Origin of the sequence: Pseudomonas sp. NY15374 (genome assembly GCF_048068255.1) — a bacterium.
Lineage (GTDB): Bacteria > Pseudomonadota > Gammaproteobacteria > Pseudomonadales > Pseudomonadaceae > Aquipseudomonas > Aquipseudomonas machongensis.
The window spans coordinates 263,192-281,669 of record NZ_JBLUPZ010000002.1 but is presented as its reverse complement, the minus strand read 5'-3'; the positions used below and the strand labels follow the sequence as shown (position 1 = coordinate 281,669).

The window sequence follows — 18,478 nt, the reverse complement described above, 5'->3', positions numbered from 1 at the left end:
ACCGTGCGCATTTCCACTTCGCAGTTCTACAACACCAGCAGCGCCAACTATCAGCGCGGCTTTTCCAACGTGGTGAAAACCCAGCAGGAATCCAGCGACGGCATCCGCGTGCGTACTGCAGCCGACGATCCGGTGGGCGCCTCGCGCCTGCTGCAGCTCGAGCAGCAACAGAACATGCTCGACCAGTACAAGAGCAACATCACCAATGTGCGCAACTCGCTGAGCACCTCTGAAAGCACCCTCGATGCCATCGGCAAGGTGCTGCAGCGGGTCAACGAGCTGGCGATCAGCTCGGGCAACGCCGGTTTCACCGACGCCGACCGCAAGGCCAACGCCGACGAGCTGGGTTCGCTGGAAGAGCAGTTGTTCTCGCTGATGAACAGCAAGGACGAGAACGGCAAGTACCTGTTCTCCGGTTCCAAGGGCGACACCCCGCCCTACGTGCGCAACGCTGACGGTACCTACAGCTACCAGGGCGACCAAGGCCAGCTGAAACTGCAGGTGGGCGACATGCTCAGCCTGGCGGCCAACGAGACCGGTTTCGATGCCTTCGAGCAGGCCCTCAACACCAGCCGCAGCCAGACCACCCTGACCGCTCCAGCGGTGGACGATGGTCGGGTCAGCCTGTCCAACGGCCAGGTGTCCGGCAGCGCGACGTTCAACGACCGCTTCCGCAGTGGCGAGCCGTACCGCGTCGAGTTCCTCAGCAGCACTCAGTACCGAATCCTCGATTCGGGCAACAACGACGTGACCCTGGAAGCCTCACAGGGCGGGACCTATAACCCGAATGCCGAGAATGGCACGATCTCCTTCCGCGGTGTCGACCTGCGCCTGAAGATCACCCTGCAGCCGGGCGACAACCCGGATGCCGCGATTGCCGGCCACACCTTCAACCTGAGCTCCAAGCCCGACGCCATCGCTGGCTCGCGCAGCCCGGGCAACACGTCCGGCACTCAGGTCAATAACGCCACCATCAGCAACCAGGCGCAGTACAACGCCTCGTTCCCAGGTGGCGGCGCGGTGCTCAAGTTCACCAGCGCTACCGACTTCGAGCTGTATGCAGCGCCGCTCACCGACAACAGCCGGCCGATCTCCACCGGCACCCTGGCGGGCAACACCGCCACGGCCTCCGGCGTGAGCTTCCAGTTGTCCGGTGCACCCAATGCGGGTGACTCGTTCGCGATCAAGGTCGACACCCACCAGAACCAGAACATGCTCAACACCATTGGCCAACTGCGCACCGCGTTGAGCGTGCCGATGGACAGCGACCCCAAGGCGCGCCAGAACTTCCTCGCCTCGCTGGACTCGGCAATCGGCAACATCGCCAGTGCCACCAACCAGGTAAGCTCCTCGATCAGCGCCATCGGTGGTCGCGGCGCGGCGCTGGATGTCCAGGCCGAAACCAACGAAGCACTGGGCAACGAGAACGCCAAGACCCAAAGCTCGATCCGCGAAAGCGACCCGGCCACGGTGATGCTGCGCCTGCAGATGCAGACCAACATGCTCCAGGCTTCGCTGCAGTCGTATGCCAAGATCGCCGGCCTGTCGCTGGTCAACTACATCTGAACCCAGGTGCGGGTGATCGCGGGGTGATCGTCCCACGAGCCTGCCTCGCCACCCGCCGGTCAGCGCCGGACCGGGTGGCAGCCGGTCCCGCGGTTCAATCGCTTGAGTGAGTCCTAGTGAACGCACAACCCCTCGTCAGTATCGCCATCCCCGCGTTCAATCCCGAGTTCTTTCGCGCCACGCTGGTCAGCGCCATCGGCCAGGATTACCCGAATCTGGAGATCGTGGTCTGCGACGACAGTCGCGGTGACCAGATCGCTGCAATCTGCGAAGAGCTGCGTGCCGGTTGCACGGTGCCCTTGCGTCACGTGCGCAACCCCGAGCGCCTGGGTTTTGCCCGCAACCTGCAGCGCTGCCTGGAGCAATCGTCGGGCGAGCTGATCAAGTTTCTCTGTGACGACGACGTACTGTTCGGCGCCTGCATCAGCCAGCAGGCAAGGGTCCTCAGCGATCACGCCAAGGTCAGCATGGTCATCTGCCAGCGCCTGCTGTGCGCAGCCGACGATGTGCTGCTTCCGGCGCGTTGGCTGAATTTCGTCATTTCCGTGAACAGTGCCGTGATCAATGGCACCGACCTGCTCGAAGGCGTTGCCGATGGCGTGCCCAATTTGTTTGGCGGGATCAGCCATGCGCTGATGCGCCGCCGCGAAGTGCAAGCCTACCTGCCGGCACTGGTTCAGGATGGACACGGCTTTGCCGCGCGTCTGGACATCGCCCTATACGCCTGCCTGCTGCGCCGCGGCCACCTGTGCAGCCTGGACCAGGTGCTGAGCCTGGAGCGGGTGTACCCGGGGCGTTTGAGCCATCAGGGGGCAATGGTCGAGGCGGCCAAGATCGAGACCGAATGGCTGATGCAGATGCTTGCCGAGTCGACCGGCGAGCCAGCCCCTGCCGATGGCTGGGTGCGCAGCCTGCCGTTGAGCGATTACACCGGTGCGCCTGACCAGGTCTGGGACGAGGTCGACCTGCGTCGGTTCTTCTCCGGGCAGATGGCCAACTTCACCCAGCAGATCGGCACCGACAGCCTCAGCTTTGGTGAGCTGTACGCCGAATGGCTCGAGTCGCGCCAATTGTCGGCAGGTCAGGTCAGCCTGTTACCCAAGCGCATCGAGCAATGGCCGAGGCAACCACGTATTGCCGTAGCAGTGTTCGCCGCACAAGGGGACGACAGGGCCCTGCGTACCACCCTGCAGAGCCTGCAGGAGCAATCCTATCCCGCCCGTCGCACACTGGTGCTGGGCCCATCGGCATTGGCCGCGCAGGTGCAGGGTGAGGCCCGGCACCTGGAATGCCAGGCAGAAGGCTTCGCCGAGCTCGACCAGTGGCTGGCCGCTACCACTGAGTTCGACTGGTTGCTGCTGTTGCGCGCCGGTGACCGCCTGCACCCTCACGCCCTGGTGATCATGGCCGAGCGCATGGCCTTGCGTGACGACAGCCTGTGCCTCTACATAGATGAAGGTGCCAACGACAACCTGGCGCCCTCCAGCCCGATCTTCAAGCCTGATTTCAACCTCGACCTGATGCGCAGCCTGCCCTATGTCGGTCGGCTGCTCGCCTTCAACACCCAGGCGCTGCAAGAACTGGGCGGCTTCGACGCAGGCTTTGCCAGCCTGGCACCGCACGATCTGCTCTGGCGCATGGTCGAGGCCCACGGCCTGCAGGTAGTCGAGCACATCGCCGAAGTGCTGGTGCAGTGTCACCACAGCTACGCCGACTGGCTCAACGATGCGCAGGCGCATGTGCAGGCCCCGCGTGTGCTGCAAGCACACTTCGAGCGCCTGGGCGTGCAGGCGCGGGTTTCGAGTATCGAAGGCAGCATGATGACGCGGGTCACCTACCTGCACCCCCAAGCCGCCAGTGTGTCGATCCTCATCCACGCCGCGGGCGAGCTGGCGGTGCTGATGCGCTGCGTGGAATCGCTGTTCGCCCATACCGCCTACGCTGATTTCGAAGTGTTGCTGGTGGCCAGCAGCGAGACATCCCCCGAGGTGCGCGACTGGCTGGGCGGCCTGCAGGGGTTGGGCAGTGATCAATTGCGCGTTTGCCAGGCGGATGCCACCGGGCGGGCGCAGAGCCTCAACGAGGCCAGCCGTCAGGCGCGCGGTGAATACCTGCTGCTGCTCGATGCCACTTGCGTGCTGTTCGACGGCCAATGGCTGCAGGAATTGATGCATCTGGGGCAGCGCCCGGAAGTCGGCATGGTTGGCCCCAAGCTGTTCGACAACAATGGTTCGGTGCTCTCGGCCGGCCTGGTGATGGGCATGAACGGCACTGCCGGCACGCCGTTCCTGAGCTGTGCGGTGAATGCCGATGGCTACATGAACCGCCTGAGCCTGGTGCAGAACTGGAGCGCCCTGGGCCTTGACTGCCTGCTGGTGCGCGCAGCGTTGTTCGCCGAGCTGGGTGGGCTGGATACCGCGGCGTTCGAGGTATCGCTGTTCGATGCCGATTTGTGCCTGCGGGCGCGCGAAGCGGGCTACCTGTCGGTGTGGACGCCGTTCTCGCGGGTCGCCCAGGTGCCGGTGCCCGCTCAGGAACAGCCCGCACCGCAAAGCCTGCTGGCCGATCAGGAGCGGCTCTATGAACGCTGGCTGGCATGGGTTGCTTTCGATCCCGCCTACAATCGCAACCTCAGCCTGAAGCTGCCGAACTTCAACTTCGAGCCGGGCCTGCGCGGTGGTTGGGATCCGTTCATTGCGCGCGCCATGCCGTCAGTGATGGGGCTGCCCAGCAGCACCTCCGCCATCGGTCACTACCGTGTATCGCAGCCGTTCGCCGAGCTGGAAAAGGCCGGCTGGATCCAGGGGCGCATCGACTACAGCGCACCGAGCCTGATCGAGCTGGAGCGGGAAAAACCTGATGTGGTGATCCTGCAGTGCCGCTACACCCCGGCGAGCCTGCGCGATATCGCTCGCTTCAAGCGTTTCTCCAACACCCGGCGCATCTACGAGCTGGACGACTACATCATCGATCCGCCGAAGAAGAACGATCACGCCCGCAACCTGCCGCGCAACATGCGCGAGCTGGTCAGCGAAGCCATCGGCCTGTGCGATCGCGTGGTGGTCTCTACCGAACCGCTGGCCGATGCCCTGTCGAGCATGCACAGCGACATCCGTGTGGTCCCCAACATGCTCGCCGCCTCCTTGTGGACGGGCCTGCGCAGTGAGCGTCAGACCAGCGCGCGGCCGCGTGTAGGCTGGGCGGGCGGCACCAGCCACCGCGGTGACCTGGAACTGCTGCTGGAGGTGGTGCGTACACTGGCCGACGAAGTCGACTGGGTGTTCTTCGGCATGTGCCCCGAGATGCTGCAGCCTTACGTGAAGGAGTTTCACCCGGCCATTTCGTTCGGTGACTACCCGCGCAAGCTGGCCAGCCTTAACCTCGACCTGGCCCTGGCGCCGTTGGAGCAGAATCTGTTCAACGACTGCAAGAGCAACCTGCGGCTGCTCGAATACGGCGCTTGCGGTTTCCCGGTCATCTGCACGGACACCAAGGCCTATGCCGGCTACCTGCCGTGCACCCGGGTGGCGGACAACACCACGGCGCAGTGGCTGGAAGCGATCCGCATGCACCTCGACGACCCGGCTGCCAGCTATCGCCAGGGCGATGCTCTGCGCGAGGCGGTACTGAGCGACTACGTCCTCACCGAACATCATCTGCAGCACTGGGCCAACGCCTGGTTGGCTGACTGAAATCCAGGCGCTGGGCCCAGGCCTTGCGCAGAACCGAACTCTTGAACAGGTGCCTTATGATCGATACCGCAACCGGCTCGCACACCGACGTGACCGTTGTCCTGCTTGGGCATGACCAGGCGGATCACCGCGCCCGCGCACTCCATTACTACGCCGGTCAGGGCATTCCGTGCCTGGCGCTGGAGCCGGCAGGCCAACTCGGCGAACTGCTCGAGCGGGTGAAAACGCCTTTCGTCTGCCTGGCGCTGGATGCCGACTTCGTTCTCGCCGTTGCGCTGGGCAAGGCTGCTGCCTATCTGGCTGCACAGCCCCAGGTGAAGGGTGTACAGGGGCATGCCCTGGCCTATGCCGCGGGCAACTGCAAGCTCAGCTACCACAAGCTGGGTGCATTCGCCGCGCCCGAGGCCGCAGAAGACGCTCTGGCGCGCGTGCGCCGTTATGGTCACAGCGGGCAACAGGCTTGGCGCGCGGTGCTGCGTGTCGCTACCCTGCAGAACGCGCTGGCAGGCCTGCCGCAAGCGCTGGACGCCGCAGGCTGGCGTGTGGCGCTGGGCTACGCGATCTTGCTGCAAGGCGAGATCGGCAGCCTCGAGCAGACCGATGTGGTCTGCGAACTGCTGAGCAACGACCTGGGCGCAGCCGCCCGCGAAGAGCGCCTGACCCAGACCGTGCGCAGCCTGCGCCAGTGGGATGAAGCGGCGGGTGTGTGTGCCGGCGAAGAAGGTTTCGTGGTGCTCAACCGCTTCGTGCGCAGCAGCTACGATCAGGGCGAGGCGCCGCTGCTGTTCAGCTCCGACTGGGCCAGCGTGATCGACGACCCTGAACAGACCTTCGAGCCGCGCCAGTATGTCGAGCTGCCGTACTACAACGGCAAGCTGTTCCAGCGTCTGAGCGAAATCGAGTTTCTCTGCCATGCCTGGCCGACTGGTGAGCGTCATCTGCATGCGCTCGAAGGCGCCTGGGTGCGCCAGCACGACCTGCTGCAAGTGCATCCGAACGACACCAACGACAGTCTGCAGCAGCGCTACCTGCAAGCGCTGGGCCTGGGCCTGTTCAACCAGGACGTATGTCAGCGCCTGGTGCCGCTGCTGACCGGCGCCAAAGACACCCACCATGTTCGCGAAATGCAGGACTGGCTGGCGCGCCTGGGCAGCGTTCCGGCACCTGATGCCCGCGCATTGCTCGAGACGACGCCGTCCGGCAAGGTGTTGGCCGCCATTGCTGCCGCGACCCCGGCTGAAGCCGACCGTGCTCGCGCGCAGAGCTTCCTGGCGCGCCACCCGGCTGCGCAGATCGCCTTCGTGGTGCTGGACCTGGAAAACGACGACCAGGCGCTGCAGGCCACCTTCGACAGCCTGCTGGCCAGCGGCCTGCGCAACTTCAAGCTGGTGGTGCTCAAGGGCGGCAAGCCCCCGGCCATCACCACCGCGCGCGATACCCTGCATTTCATCCAGGTCAACGAAGGCAACTGGGCGACCCACCTGAACCAGGTGGTGAAGCAGCTTTCCAGCGAGTGGCTGCTGCTGCTCGATGCTGGCGACGTGCTGCTGGCTGGTGGCCTGTTGCGCCTGGCTGTCGAGCTGGCCCAGGCGCCGGGCTGCCAGGCGATCGCTGCCGATGAGGTGCAGCGCGACAGCGAAGGCCGTCTGCTTGACGTGACTCGTCCGGGCAGTGACCTGGACCTGCTGCGCAGCCAACCAGGCCTGATGTCGCGGCACTGGCTGGTGCGTCGCCAGGCCGTGGTCGATCTGGGGGGCTACAGCGAGTCCTATCGTCATGCGCTGGAGTACGACCTGTTGCTGCGTCTGGTCCAGCAGCAGGGTGTCGGCTGTCTCGCGCACATGGACGACTACCTGGTCATCGGTCAGCAGCCCGAGCAGGCATTGACCGACGAAGCGGCCAAGGTCCTCAACCGCCACCTGACCGAGCTGGGCTACCGCGCTCAGATCAGCGACCAGGGCAGTGCAGGCCTGACCATCGATTTCCGTCATACCGCCACGCCGCTGGTCAGCATCCTGCTGGCGGGCGAGGGCGATACCGCGCAACTGCAGGTGTCGCTGACCGGGATCTTCCAGCGCACCCGTTACCCGCGCTTCGAAGTGGTGGTGGCCTTGCCGGGGCACGACAGCGCAGGGCAGGCGGCAATTGCCCAGACCTTTGGCACACGCGTGCGGCTGATTGCCGGTGAGGCGCATGCCTCGCGCGAGCAACTGCTGGCGCTGGCCGCCGGGCAGGCGCGTGGCGATTACCTGGTGCTGCTGTCCGAGCGCTGCCACGTGATCACTCCAGCCTGGATCGAGTCGCTGCTCAACGAGGCCCAGCGCCCCGAGGTGGGGATCGTCGGGGCCAGCTTGTGGGGGCGTGGCGAAGTCCTGCTGCATGCTGGCTACGAGCTGCTCGACGGCGGGCAGGTCAATGCACCGTGGGCCGGTGCCTCGGTGGCACGCAGCGCCGCGGCGCGCTGGCCGCTGTCGGTCCGTGATTGCCCGGCGGTGTCCGGCGATTGCCTGATGATCGGCCGCGAGACGTTCGAGCAGTGCGGTGGCCTGCCGGCAACGGGTGCGGCAGACCTGGCCCTGTGCCTGGCGGTACGCAGCAACGGCCTGATGGTAGTGTGGACGCCGCGTGCCAGGCTTATGGGCAACGAGCTGGTGGTGCCTGCCGGGCAAGCTGTGCAGGCGCTGGCCGAGCAATGGCCCGGCGCGTTCCAGGGGGTTGCGCGGCTCGACGGTCAGAGCGCCGCGGGTGCGCCGCAGTGGCTGGCACAGCTGGGGTGACTGGCGCGCTAATTGCAAAAAAGCCGGGTTAAGCCCGGCTTTTTCATGCCCGCTGGCAAATTATTGACAGGCCGCCACCCTGATGGTCAGCGGCCTGTCCAGATCCTGGAGTTCGCCCCCCAATGTCGACCGCTGCGCAGCTGGATGCTCTTTCGCTCGAACAGGCGCTGACGCGCCTGCGCCTGATGTTCACCAAGCCGGGGCATCCCTACTACCTGCTGGCGCCTGCCTACCGCGATACCTCCTCCGGTATCGTTTCGATGCACTACCTCTGCCACATGCTCAACCTCAATGGCCGCGAGGCATACATCTACGGCACCGATGTGGTCAATCCAGACCTGAAGACGCCGCTGTTCGACCCGGCCGTCGCCCGCCGCCACCTGGCCGAGGGCAAGGTGCCGATCGCGGTCTATCCCGAAGTGGTCAGCGGCAACCCGCTGGAGTGCCCAGTGGTGGCGCGCTACATGCTCAACTTCGAGAGCTTCATCAGCGGCAAGAGCATGAATGCGGCGGCGACCGACTTGATCTTCTACTACGCCGAACGCCTTGCCGAGGCCCGTGGCGATGTCAACGTCGACCTGCTGTGCCTGCCCACCATTGACATCGAATTGTTCGCCGCCGGCGCGGCCGATTGTGCTCGCGAGGGCGCCTACCTCTACCAGAACCGCCACCCGCTGGAGATGATCGACTACGACCAGTTGCCTGCCGGCATTCGCCTGCTCAGCGTGGCCAATGCCCTGAGCCTGGTGGAGCTGGCCGAGGTGCTGCGCCATGCCGAGGTGCTGTACACCTACGAATGGTCGATGACCTGCGTGATCGCGGTGCTGTGTGGTTGCCCTGTGCTGTTCATGCCGGGGCATGGCGTGGATCAGCAGGTGCTCGACAACAGCTTCTTCGGTTGCGTCGGCTTTGCCATGGCCGACCAGCCGCACGCCCTCGAACAGGCCCGGGCCACCGTTGGCGATGGCCTGCAGCGTTATGTGCAACGCACCGCATCGTTCTGGCAGCAGTTGGATACCTTCATCGCCAAGACCCAGGACGCAGCCGTGCGTGAAGCCGCGGGCAACCGGCACGGCATGCTCGACTGGCTGCGTCAGCGCTATCCGCTGCCCGCCCAGGTACAGCGCCTGCAGCAGGAGTTGTCCGGGCCACAGGCGCCCAAGCTTGCCGTGCTGGTGCGTGATCATGCTGACCGCCAGGCAATGCTGCAGACCCTGGAGAGTCTTGACCGTGGCCTGTATCGACAGTTGCAGGTGCATGTGCTGGGTGAGTGCGACCCGCAGCGTGTCGGTGTGCAATGGCATGCCTGCGATCCACGTGATCCGGTGGCGACGATCAACACGCTGCTGAGCGATAGCGCAAGTGACTGGTACCTGCTGGTCGAGGCTGGCGAGACCATCGTCGCCAGCGGGCTGCTGGCGCTGGCGGTGCGTTTGCTCGATGCGGCCGATGACTGCCAGGCGGTGTACGCCGACGAAGGGCTGCGCCGCGAGGGAGGGGAAATCGACCTGGCGCTGCGCCCGGACCTTAACCTCGACCTGCTACTGGCCATGCCGGGCAGCTTGTCGCGACACTGGATCTATCGGCGCGAGGCGCTGGCGGCAGGGTTCGCCAGCGACTGCGGGCGAGCCTTCGAACTTGGCCTTCAGTTGAGTTTGTTGCTTGAGCGCGGGTTGGGCAGTGTCATGCATGTCGCCGAGCCTCTGTTGATCGGCAATGGCGGGCCGCTGGCGGCCTGTGCCGACGAGCAGGCGGTCATCGAGCATCACCTGCGCCTGCGCGGCTATGAACGGGCGCGGGTCTTCGCCCTTGACGACGTGCCGGGTGGTTATCGCATCGACTACGGCCATGCACATGTCGCGTCCGTGAGCATCATGGTGCCGTTGCGCGGACAACTGGTCGACTTCCAGCGTTGCCTGGAAACCCTGCTGACGCACACCGCCCATGAGCAGTTCGAGGTGTTGCTGATCGAGGCGGGCAGCGAAGACCCGGCGCTGCTCGAATGGCTGGACATGGTCGGGCAGATCGGCGATGGGCGCTTCCAGGTGCTGCGCTACATGCCAGGCCAGCCTTGGGCTGCGTTGTGCAACGCGGCTGCGCAGGAGGCGCGGGGTGATTATCTGGTCTGGCTCGACGGCCGCGCCGCGGTGCTCGATGGCAACTGGTTACCGGCGCTGCTCAATCATGCCCAACGCCCCGAAGTCGGTGCCGTCGGTGGCAAGTTGCTGGCGGGTGACGGCACGGTACGCCAGGCTGGCTTGCTGCTCGGGATCGACGGCTCTGTGGGGCCGGCGTTCGCCGGTCTGCCTGCGCAGTCTGCAGGCTACATGGCGCGCCTGGCGCTGGAGCAGAACTTCGCTGCAGTCGGTGGCGAGTGCCTGATGCTGCGGCGCGAACTGTTCCACGAGGCAGGTGGCTTCGATGCCAGCGAGTTACTGGCGTCCTGGGCCGATGTCGACCTGTGCCTGAAACTGCATCAGGCTGGCTATCTGAATGTCTGGACGCCGCATGCGCGCTTGCTGCTGGATGCGCCACGCGATGCGCTGGCCAACGAAGAGCAGCACGACGCGTTGTATGCACGTTGGTTGCCGCGTCTGGCACATGACCCGGCCTACAACGGCAATTTCTCGCTGCGTGCCGGGCAAGGTTTCGTGCTGCAAAGCAATGACCTGAGCTGGCGACCGCTGCTCGGCAAGGTGCCGCGGGTGTTGGCTTGCATTGCCGAGCAGGATGAGCAGGCTCTGTCGCGTCTGATCCATCCGCTGGGTGCGCTGTGCGAAAACGCGTTGCTCGACGGCGCCGCGACCGTCGGGCTGTTGTCTGCGGTGGAGCTGGAGCGTTTTGCCCCGACCAGCGTGATCCTGCAGCGACCGCTGGATGATGCAGGGCTGCTGACCCTGCGTCGGCTGAGTGCATTCTCCCGGGCGCTGAAAGTGGTGGTGCTCGACCGTTATCCCGAGCTTGCACAGTTTCAGTCCAGCGAGGATCTGCTGCAGCGCCTGCAGGCGGCGTTGATGCACGCTGACCGGGTGCTGGTGTCGACCCCTGCGCTGGCCGAGCGGCTGCAGGGGCTGCACCACGATATCCGGGTGTTGGAGAGCGCCTTGCCGGTCGGCTGGGGCCGCCTGAAGGGCGAGCGACGCGCAGGAGACTTGCCACGTCTTGGCTGGATCGCCGGCAAGGGCGACGAGATGCTCGAACAGGTAGTGCCGGCCTTGTCTGGTGAAGTCGAGTGGGTGGTGCTGGGTGAGTGTCCCGGTAGCTTGAAGCCGTTCGTCAGCGAGTTGCACGCAGCGGTCGAGCCAGGGCATCTCGGCGAGGCCCTGGCCGCGTTGAATCTGGATCTGGCTCTGGTGCCCATGGCCGACTCGATGGAAAACGCCTGCTCTGGCGACATGCGCGTGTTGCAGCACGCGGCCTGTGGTCATCCGGTGATCTGCAGTCGAGTGCCGGGCTTTGCCGCAGGCGATGCCTTGCCGCTGTCGCGTGCGGGCAACCAGCCCGACGAGTGGCTGCAGGCGATCCGTCTGCACTTGTCCGACCGCGACGCGTCGGCGGCATTGGGTGATGCGTTGCAGGCGGCGGTGCGTGGGCAGTGGCTGCTCGAAGGGACGCGACTGGAGAGCTGGCGCCGCGCCTGGTTACCCGATTGAGGGAGTGACCCGCAGTGAGGATGTGACGCTGCGGTGTCCATTCGACAAAAAACGCGTGACTTGAGAGTCACTTCGCGCATCTTCACTGTATATTGTCCAAACTAGGAGCCGCCGTCGCGCAGCCATCAACGTGGTCAGGAACAGGGGCGTCCCGTGTTTCCTGGCGTTTCGTCGTTGCGTACGCCGTGGGCTACTTCGCTGTTATTGAACGGGAAGCCACATGATTGGCATTAAAAGCATCGCCAGTTACCTGCCGACTCAAGGGGTAGACAACTACGCCCAGGGCGCCAAATTCGGCAAGGACCAGGATTTCATCTTCGGCAAGATCGGCTCCACGTTCTTGCCGCGCAAGGACAGCGAGCAGGAAACTTCCGACCTGTGTGTCGAGGCCGCGCGCAATCTGTTCGCCGCCAATCCTTCGCTCGACCCTGCCAGCATCGATGCGGTGATCGTCGTCACCCAGAATGGCGACGCCGAGGGCCTGCCGCACACCGCAGCCATCGTCCAGCACAAGCTGGGGCTTGCGACCCATGTTGCGGCGTTCGACGTTTCGCTCGGGTGCTCGGGCTATGTCTACGGCCTGTACGCGATGAAGGGCTTCATGGAAGCTGCGGGCCTGAAGAACGGCCTGCTGATCACCGCCGATCCGTACTCGAAGATCGTCGACCCTGAGGACCGCAATACCACCATGCTGTTCGGTGACGCCGCCACCGCGACCTGGATGGGCGAGGGCGCGGCCTGGCAACTGGGCAAGTCGCTGTTCGGTAGCGACGGTGCCGGTGCCGAGCACCTGCGCACCACCGATGGCAAGTTCTTCATGAACGGTCGTCAGGTCTACAACTTCGCCCTGGTCAAGGTACCGGCGCATCTGAACCAGTTGCTCGAGGCCAGCCAGCTCAAGGCTGACGACATCGACCTGTATTGCCTGCACCAGGGCAGCGCGGCCATCGTCGATGCGGTGTCGGCGCGCTTCGATGAGGGCGCGCACAGGGGCAAGTTCGTCAAGGACATGGTCGAGACCGGCAACACCGTTTCCTCCAGCATTCCGTTGCTGCTGGAGAAGCATGTGCTGGGTTCGACCCACAAGCGTGTTGCTCTCAGTGGCTTTGGCGTCGGCTTGTCGTGGGGTTCGGCGATCATCGAACGCACTGATTGAGCATTGTCGCTGCATCTGCAAAAGCGCCGCACGGGTAACCGTTCGGCGCTTTTGCATTTCTGCGGTCTATTGGCAGTTCTGCGGGCCCCGGCGGACGCTGTATTTCTGGCGTCAAACCCTTGATTTCATTGGGGTGGCAGCGTGCCACTAAAAAAAATCGCAAAACCCCCTAAAGCAAACCGCCACGACGACGATAACCATTACGAAGGTTCTCTAGGCCACACACCCGGCAAACGCCAGGGCCGGAAGCCGCAGTACCCAATCCAACGAGGAATTCGTCATGGCTTTGACCGTTAACACCAACACCACCTCTCTGGGCGTTCAGAAAAACCTGAGCCGTGCTTCCGACGCTCTGAGCACCTCGATGACCCGTCTGTCGTCCGGCCTGAAAATCAACAGCGCCAAAGACGACGCCGCCGGCCTGCAGATCGCTACCCGCATGACCTCGCAGATCCGCGGTCAGACCATGGCAATCAAGAACGCCAACGACGGTATCTCCATCGCCCAGACCGCTGAAGGCGCGATGCAAGAGCAGACCAACATCCTGCAGCGTATGCGTGAACTGGCCGTCCAGTCCCGAAACGACTCCAACAGCCAGCAAGACCGTGACGCTCTGGACAAAGAGTTCCAGTCGATGCTGTCGGAAATCGACCGTATCGCCGACTCCACCCAGCTGAACGGCAAGAACCTGCTGGACGGTACCGCTGGCGTCATGACCTTCCAGGTCGGCTCCAACTCCGGCTCTGCCAACCAGATCACCGTGACGCTCAGCGCCGCGATGAAAACCACCGGTACTGGCGCCGCCCTGACTGCCCTGGCTGGCAAGAGCATCACCGGTGCCAACAGCACCGCCGCCGAGCAGACCTTCACCGCCGCCATCAGCGCCATCGACGAGGCCCTGCAGGCAATCAACACCAACCGTGCTGACCTGGGTGCCGCCCAGAACCGTCTGACCAGCACCATCAACAACCTGCAGAACATCAACGAGAACGCCGAAGCTGCTCGTGGCCGTGTACAGGACACCGACTTCGCTGCCGAAACTGCCCAGCTGACCAAGCAGCAGACCCTGCAGCAAGCTTCGACCTCGGTTCTGGCTCAGGCCAACCAGCTGCCGTCGGCAGTTCTGAAGCTGCTGGGCTAATCTGCCTGATAGCTGCTGGCGGGGGAGTGCACTTGCGGCGCTCCCCCGCCTTTTCATTACGAGGTGGTGGACATGGACATGAGCGTCAAGCTGAACCTGTCTTATCCGGCCGCACGTTCGGCCGAGCAGGTTGCCGACAAGCCGGTCTCGCGGCCGTTGGAAGCATCCGCCGAGGGTGGCAAGAAGGACGCGGTCAAGGTGCACGACACTGACAACGTCAAGAACGCCGTCTCGCAGATCGAGCAATTCCTGAAAGAAACCCGACGTAATCTTGAGTTTTCCACGGATGAAGAATCCGGCAAGATTGTCGTCAAGGTCATCGCCAGCGAAACCGGCGAGCTGATCCGTCAGATTCCCTCCGAGGAGGCCCTGCGGATCGCCGAAAGCCTGCGCGATGTCAAAAGTGTACTGTTCAACGCCAAGGTCTGACCGGCGGCGAGCATTGCGCGTTACGAATCATGCCGGCCTTGCAGGAGCGAGGCGGGCGCGTTGAAGAGAGGGGCAGGACATGGCAGCAATTACTCCTAGCACAGGCGTGGGCTACGGCCTCGAGATCAGCAAGATCGTCGACGCGTTGGTGAAGTCCGATACTTCGGCCAAGTCCAACCAGATTGCTCGGCAGTCGAGCAATAACTCGGCGATCCTCTCGGGCATTGGCTCCCTGCGTAGCGCTCTCACGGCGTTCCAGGACGCCATGAAGAAGCTCAACGACAAGGATGCGCCTTCCTTCAACGCCTTTGCCGGTACTTCCGCCAACGAAAGCGTGGTCAAGATCAAGACCACCAACAGTGCGGTTGCCGGTACCTACGATATCCGGGTAAGCCAACTGGCCACTGGTTCCAAGGTCGCCAGCCAGCAGTTCGCTGGTGGGGGAACCTCAGCGATCAGCGAAGGTGAGCTGACCATCAGCCAGAACGGGAAGACCTACAAGGTCAATGTTGCTGCCGGTTCCACGCTGCAAAGCGTGCGCGACCAGATCAACAAGGAGCTGAGCAAGGAAGGCATCACCGCCAACGTCGTCAACGAGGCGGGCGGTTCGCGGCTGGTGTTCGGCTCTACCACGACCGGCAAGGGCAGTGACATTTCCGTCGGCGGTATCCCTGAGCTCACCATCGATGGCACGCAGAAGATGGTGGGTGCGGGGGGCGGCTTCATCGACGCCCTGGCACAGGATGCCGAGTTCTCCGTCGACGGTTTGAAGCTGACCAGCTCCAAGAACGTCGTCGACAACGCGGTCAGTGGCCTGAGCCTCGAGCTTACCGGCACCACCTCGCCCACTGCCACGACCGGGGTCAAGGTGAGTGTGACGCTCGATAACGATGGCCTGAAGAAATCGGTTCAGTCGTTTGTCGATGCTTACAACACCCTGCGCAAGGCTGTTACCGCCCTGACGACACCGACCAAGGACTCTTCCGGTAACGTGACCAGCCTGGGCCCGTTGACCAACGATCCGACCACGCGCTCGTTGCTGAGCGACATCGGCAAGGTGATCGCCGAAGCCGGTTCGGGCACCCAGCTCAATACCCTCAGCCAGCTGGGTATCAACACCCAGAAAGACGGCACGCTTGAGTTCAACAGCACCAAGTTCACCGCTGCACTGAACGACAAGAAGCTTGGCTCGGAGATCCAGGGGCTGTTCACTGCCGACGGTGGCGTTTTCGACCGGATGACCAAGGCCCTCGATCCCTACGTCAAGACCGGCGGTTCGCTGGATTCGCGCAAGACGGCGCTCGACAAGGTGACCAAGAACCTGCAGGACCAGCAGGCTGCGCTGGACCGTCGTACCGAGCTGCTGACCACCTCGCTGACCAAGAAGTACGCAGCGCTCGACACCGCCCTGGGCTTGATGAAGAAGCAGGGCGAGCAGATCGTCTCGATCTTCGATGCGATGAATGCCCAGGCCAAGAAAGGCTGATCGCTAAACGGCGACAAAAGCCCGGCGGCACCTTGCAGGTGTCCCGGGCTTTGTGTTTCATGGCTAAAGTTTTTTGACGAGCTGGCGATACAGCAGGTATACGCAACCTTTTCGCTGCAATGAGGTAGTTCCATGAACCCGATGTTGGCCCTTCGGCAGTACCAGAAAGTCAACGGTGCTGCGCAGACTTCCGAAGCCAGTCCGCACCGTCTGGTGCAGATGCTGATGCAGGGCGGTCTTGACCGGATGGCCCAGGCCAAGGGCGCGATCGCGCGCAAGGACGTCGCCCAGAAGGGCATTCTGATCGGCAAGGCCATCGACATCATTGGCGGCCTGCGCGAAGGGCTGGATCTGGAGAATCACGCCGACAGCCTGACCGACCTCGACAATCTGTACCAGTACATGAGTCGTCGCCTGATCGAAGCCAACGTCCACAGTGACCCGGCGATCATCGACGAAGTGGCGCGCCTGCTGATCACGGTCAAGGAAGGCTGGGACGCCATCGGCGAACAGGTGCCGGCAGAGTAATTCCAGGAGGCGCACATGAGCGAAGTGATTGCACGTATCGAAGAGACCCGCGATGCCTTGCTGGCAGCGTTCGCTGAGCGCGACTGGGATGCGGTGGGCAAGCTCGACCTGGCATGTCGCGTGTGCGTCGAGGATATCCTGGCCGAAGCGCAGGAAAACGATGCGCAGGTCAGGAGCAGTCTGGATGAATTGCTGGCGGTGTATCGGCAATTGATTGAATTTGCAAGTGGTGAACGTCAATCGATAGTCGACGAGATGACGCAGATACGTCAGGCAAAAAACGCGACAAAGGTATACCATCTGTTCAGCTGATCGCTGGGCAATGCAAGAAGCTGCGCGCCATTAATTTGACTGTGTGCTGTTTTTTGACTTAACTAGTGGCTGTTTTCGAATTTCAGACGTCCGAACACTGACCATTTCAGTCGGAATGATGTCGTGCACGCCTGCGGGCGCCGATATGACTAGGGAAGTTAGTATTGAATGTGGCGTGAAACCAAGATCCTCCTGATCGATGACGACAGCGAACGCCGCCGCGATCTGGCGGTGGTCCTGAATTTTCTCGGCGAAGAGAACCTCTCCTGCTCCAGTGCGGACTGGCAGCAGTCGGTAGAGGCGTTGTCTTCGAGCAGGGAAGTCCTGTGTGTGCTGATCGGGGCTGTGAATGCACCGGCAAGTGTCCTCGGCCTGCTTAAGACAGTGGCTGCGTGGGATGAGTTCCTTCCAGTTCTGCTTCTAGGTGAAATTTCTTCCGCCGAGTTCCCTGAAGACCTGCGCCGGCGCGTGCTGTCCAACCTGGAGATGCCGCCCAGCTATAGCCAGTTGCTCGATTCGCTGCACCGTGCCCAGGTCTACCGTGAGATGTACGACCAGGCGCGCGAGCGCGGTCGTCAGCGCGAACCCAACCTGTTCCGCAGCCTGGTTGGCACCAGCCGCGCGATCCAGCATGTGCGGCAGATGATGCAGCAGGTGGCCGACACCGATGCCAGCGTGCTGATCCTCGGTGAGTCCGGCACGGGCAAGGAAGTTGTCGCGCGCAACCTGCACTATCACTCCAAGCGCCGTGAAGCGCCGTTCGTGCCAGTCAATTGCGGGGCGATCCCTGCCGAGCTGCTCGAAAGCGAGCTGTTCGGACACGAGAAGGGCGCCTTCACCGGGGCGATCACCAGCCGTGCGGGGCGTTTCGAGCTGGCCAACGGCGGTACCCTGTTCCTCGACGAGATCGGCGACATGCCGTTGCCGATGCAGGTCAAGCTGCTGCGCGTGCTGCAGGAGCGTACCTTCGAGCGGGTTGGCAGCAACAAGACCCAGAGCATCGACGTGCGCATCATCGCGGCGACCCACAAAAACCTCGAGACCATGATCGAGGAGGGGACCTTCCGCGAAGACCTGTACTATCGCCTGAATGTCTTCCCCATCGAAATGGCGCCGCTGCGCGAGCGTGTCGAGGACATTCCGCTGCTGATGAACGAGCTGATCTCGCGCATGGAGCACGAGAAGCGCGGCTCCATCCGTTTCAACTCGGCTTCGATCATGTCGCTGTGCCGGCATGGCTGGCCGGGCAACGTCCGTGAGCTGGCCAACCTGGTCGAGCGTATGGCGATCATGCATCCGTACGGGGTGATCGGCGTTGCCGAGCTGCCTAAAAAATTCCGCTACGTCGATGACGAAGACGAGCAGTTGGTCGACAGCTTGCGCAGCGATCTCGAAGAGCGCGTGGCGATCAACGGCCATGCGCCGAACTTCTCCAGCCACGCCATGCTGCCGCCGGAAGGCCTGGACCTGAAGGACTATCTCGGCAGCCTTGAGCAGGGGCTGATCCAGCAAGCCCTGGACGACGCCAACGGTATCGTTGCCCGCGCCGCCGAACGCCTGCGCATCCGTCGAACCACGCTTGTCGAGAAGATGCGCAAGTACGGCATGAGTCGCCAGGGCGGCGAAGACCAGGCCGAAGACTGAAGCCCAGCCCCTTGCAGGCGCAACCTCGCGTTGCGCCTGCAAGGGGCTGGCGTGTTTTCAGAATCCCCATCCCCGGCACGGCTATTGCTACACC

The 18,478-nt window shown here is 63.5% G+C and carries 11 protein-coding genes; all 11 read left to right on the top strand.

The genetic code is table 11. The features are described from left to right. Positions 1-3 precede the first annotated feature (3 nt). The 11 genes from ACNFHO_RS05570 to fleQ all read left to right on the top strand — a co-directional run bounded on the left by ACNFHO_RS05570 (position 4) and on the right by fleQ (position 18,384). Entirely contained in the window at positions 4-1,566 is a 1,563-nt protein-coding gene (locus ACNFHO_RS05570) for a flagellar hook-associated protein 3 (protein ID WP_063545692.1), read from the top strand. Between the two features lie 116 nt (positions 1,567-1,682). Next, positions 1,683-5,258: a glycosyltransferase gene (locus ACNFHO_RS05565; protein WP_416765566.1), complete on the top strand. Its 3,576-nt coding sequence runs from the start codon at positions 1,683-1,685 to the stop codon at positions 5,256-5,258. 56 nt (positions 5,259-5,314) lie between these two features. Beyond that, positions 5,315-8,035, top strand: a complete 2,721-nt coding sequence (locus ACNFHO_RS05560) for a glycosyl transferase (protein ID WP_416765895.1) — start codon at positions 5,315-5,317, stop codon at positions 8,033-8,035. Between the two features lie 122 nt (positions 8,036-8,157). Then, positions 8,158-11,688 (top strand): glycosyltransferase family 2 protein, encoded by a 3,531-nt coding sequence (locus ACNFHO_RS05555; RefSeq protein WP_416765564.1) that lies wholly within the window; start codon positions 8,158-8,160, stop codon positions 11,686-11,688. Positions 11,689-11,908: 220 nt separating this feature from the next. Continuing rightward, positions 11,909-12,844, top strand: coding sequence for a ketoacyl-ACP synthase III (locus ACNFHO_RS05550; RefSeq protein WP_416765562.1), 936 nt, complete (start codon positions 11,909-11,911; stop codon positions 12,842-12,844). Between the two features lie 280 nt (positions 12,845-13,124). Next, positions 13,125-13,985 carry a flagellin domain-containing protein gene (locus ACNFHO_RS05545; RefSeq protein WP_063545688.1) on the top strand — a complete coding sequence of 287 codons (861 nt, stop codon included), beginning with the start codon at positions 13,125-13,127 and terminating at the stop codon, positions 13,983-13,985. 72 nt (positions 13,986-14,057) lie between these two features. Then, positions 14,058-14,414: a flagellar protein FlaG gene (locus tag ACNFHO_RS05540; RefSeq protein ID WP_054891890.1), complete on the top strand. Its 357-nt coding sequence runs from the start codon at positions 14,058-14,060 to the stop codon at positions 14,412-14,414. A gap of 79 nt (positions 14,415-14,493) precedes the next feature. Beyond that, a complete protein-coding gene (gene fliD, locus ACNFHO_RS05535) occupies positions 14,494-15,900 on the top strand; it encodes a flagellar filament capping protein FliD (protein ID WP_063545687.1) in 1,407 nt (468 codons plus the stop codon). 132 nt (positions 15,901-16,032) lie between these two features. After that, positions 16,033-16,428 carry a flagellar export chaperone FliS gene (gene fliS, locus ACNFHO_RS05530; protein ID WP_054891888.1) on the top strand — a complete coding sequence of 132 codons (396 nt, stop codon included), beginning with the start codon at positions 16,033-16,035 and terminating at the stop codon, positions 16,426-16,428. 15 nt (positions 16,429-16,443) lie between these two features. Further along, on the top strand, positions 16,444-16,740 hold the full coding sequence (gene fliT, locus ACNFHO_RS05525; RefSeq protein WP_054891887.1) for a flagellar protein FliT: 297 nt from the start codon (positions 16,444-16,446) through the stop codon (positions 16,738-16,740). 168 nt (positions 16,741-16,908) lie between these two features. Then, positions 16,909-18,384: a transcriptional regulator FleQ gene (gene fleQ / locus ACNFHO_RS05520; RefSeq protein ID WP_054891886.1), complete on the top strand. Its 1,476-nt coding sequence runs from the start codon at positions 16,909-16,911 to the stop codon at positions 18,382-18,384. The last annotated feature ends 94 nt before the right edge of the window (positions 18,385-18,478 follow it).

Bases quoted from the DNA above. Each gene is read 5' to 3' on its own strand.
- ACNFHO_RS05555 (WP_416765564.1), top strand. From the start codon at position 8,158: ATGTCGACCGCTGCGCAGCTGGATGCTCTTTCGCTCGAACAGGCGCTG.
- fliS (WP_054891888.1), top strand. From the start codon at position 16,033: ATGAACCCGATGTTGGCCCTTCGGCAGTACCAGAAAGTCAACGGTGCT.
- ACNFHO_RS05560 (WP_416765895.1), top strand. From the start codon at position 5,315: ATGATCGATACCGCAACCGGCTCGCACACCGACGTGACCGTTGTCCTG.
- fleQ (WP_054891886.1), top strand. From the start codon at position 16,909: ATGTGGCGTGAAACCAAGATCCTCCTGATCGATGACGACAGCGAACGC.
- ACNFHO_RS05550 (WP_416765562.1), top strand. From the start codon at position 11,909: ATGATTGGCATTAAAAGCATCGCCAGTTACCTGCCGACTCAAGGGGTA.
- ACNFHO_RS05545 (WP_063545688.1), top strand. From the start codon at position 13,125: ATGGCTTTGACCGTTAACACCAACACCACCTCTCTGGGCGTTCAGAAA.
- fliD (WP_063545687.1), top strand. From the start codon at position 14,494: ATGGCAGCAATTACTCCTAGCACAGGCGTGGGCTACGGCCTCGAGATC.
- ACNFHO_RS05540 (WP_054891890.1), top strand. From the start codon at position 14,058: ATGGACATGAGCGTCAAGCTGAACCTGTCTTATCCGGCCGCACGTTCG.
- fliT (WP_054891887.1), top strand. From the start codon at position 16,444: ATGAGCGAAGTGATTGCACGTATCGAAGAGACCCGCGATGCCTTGCTG.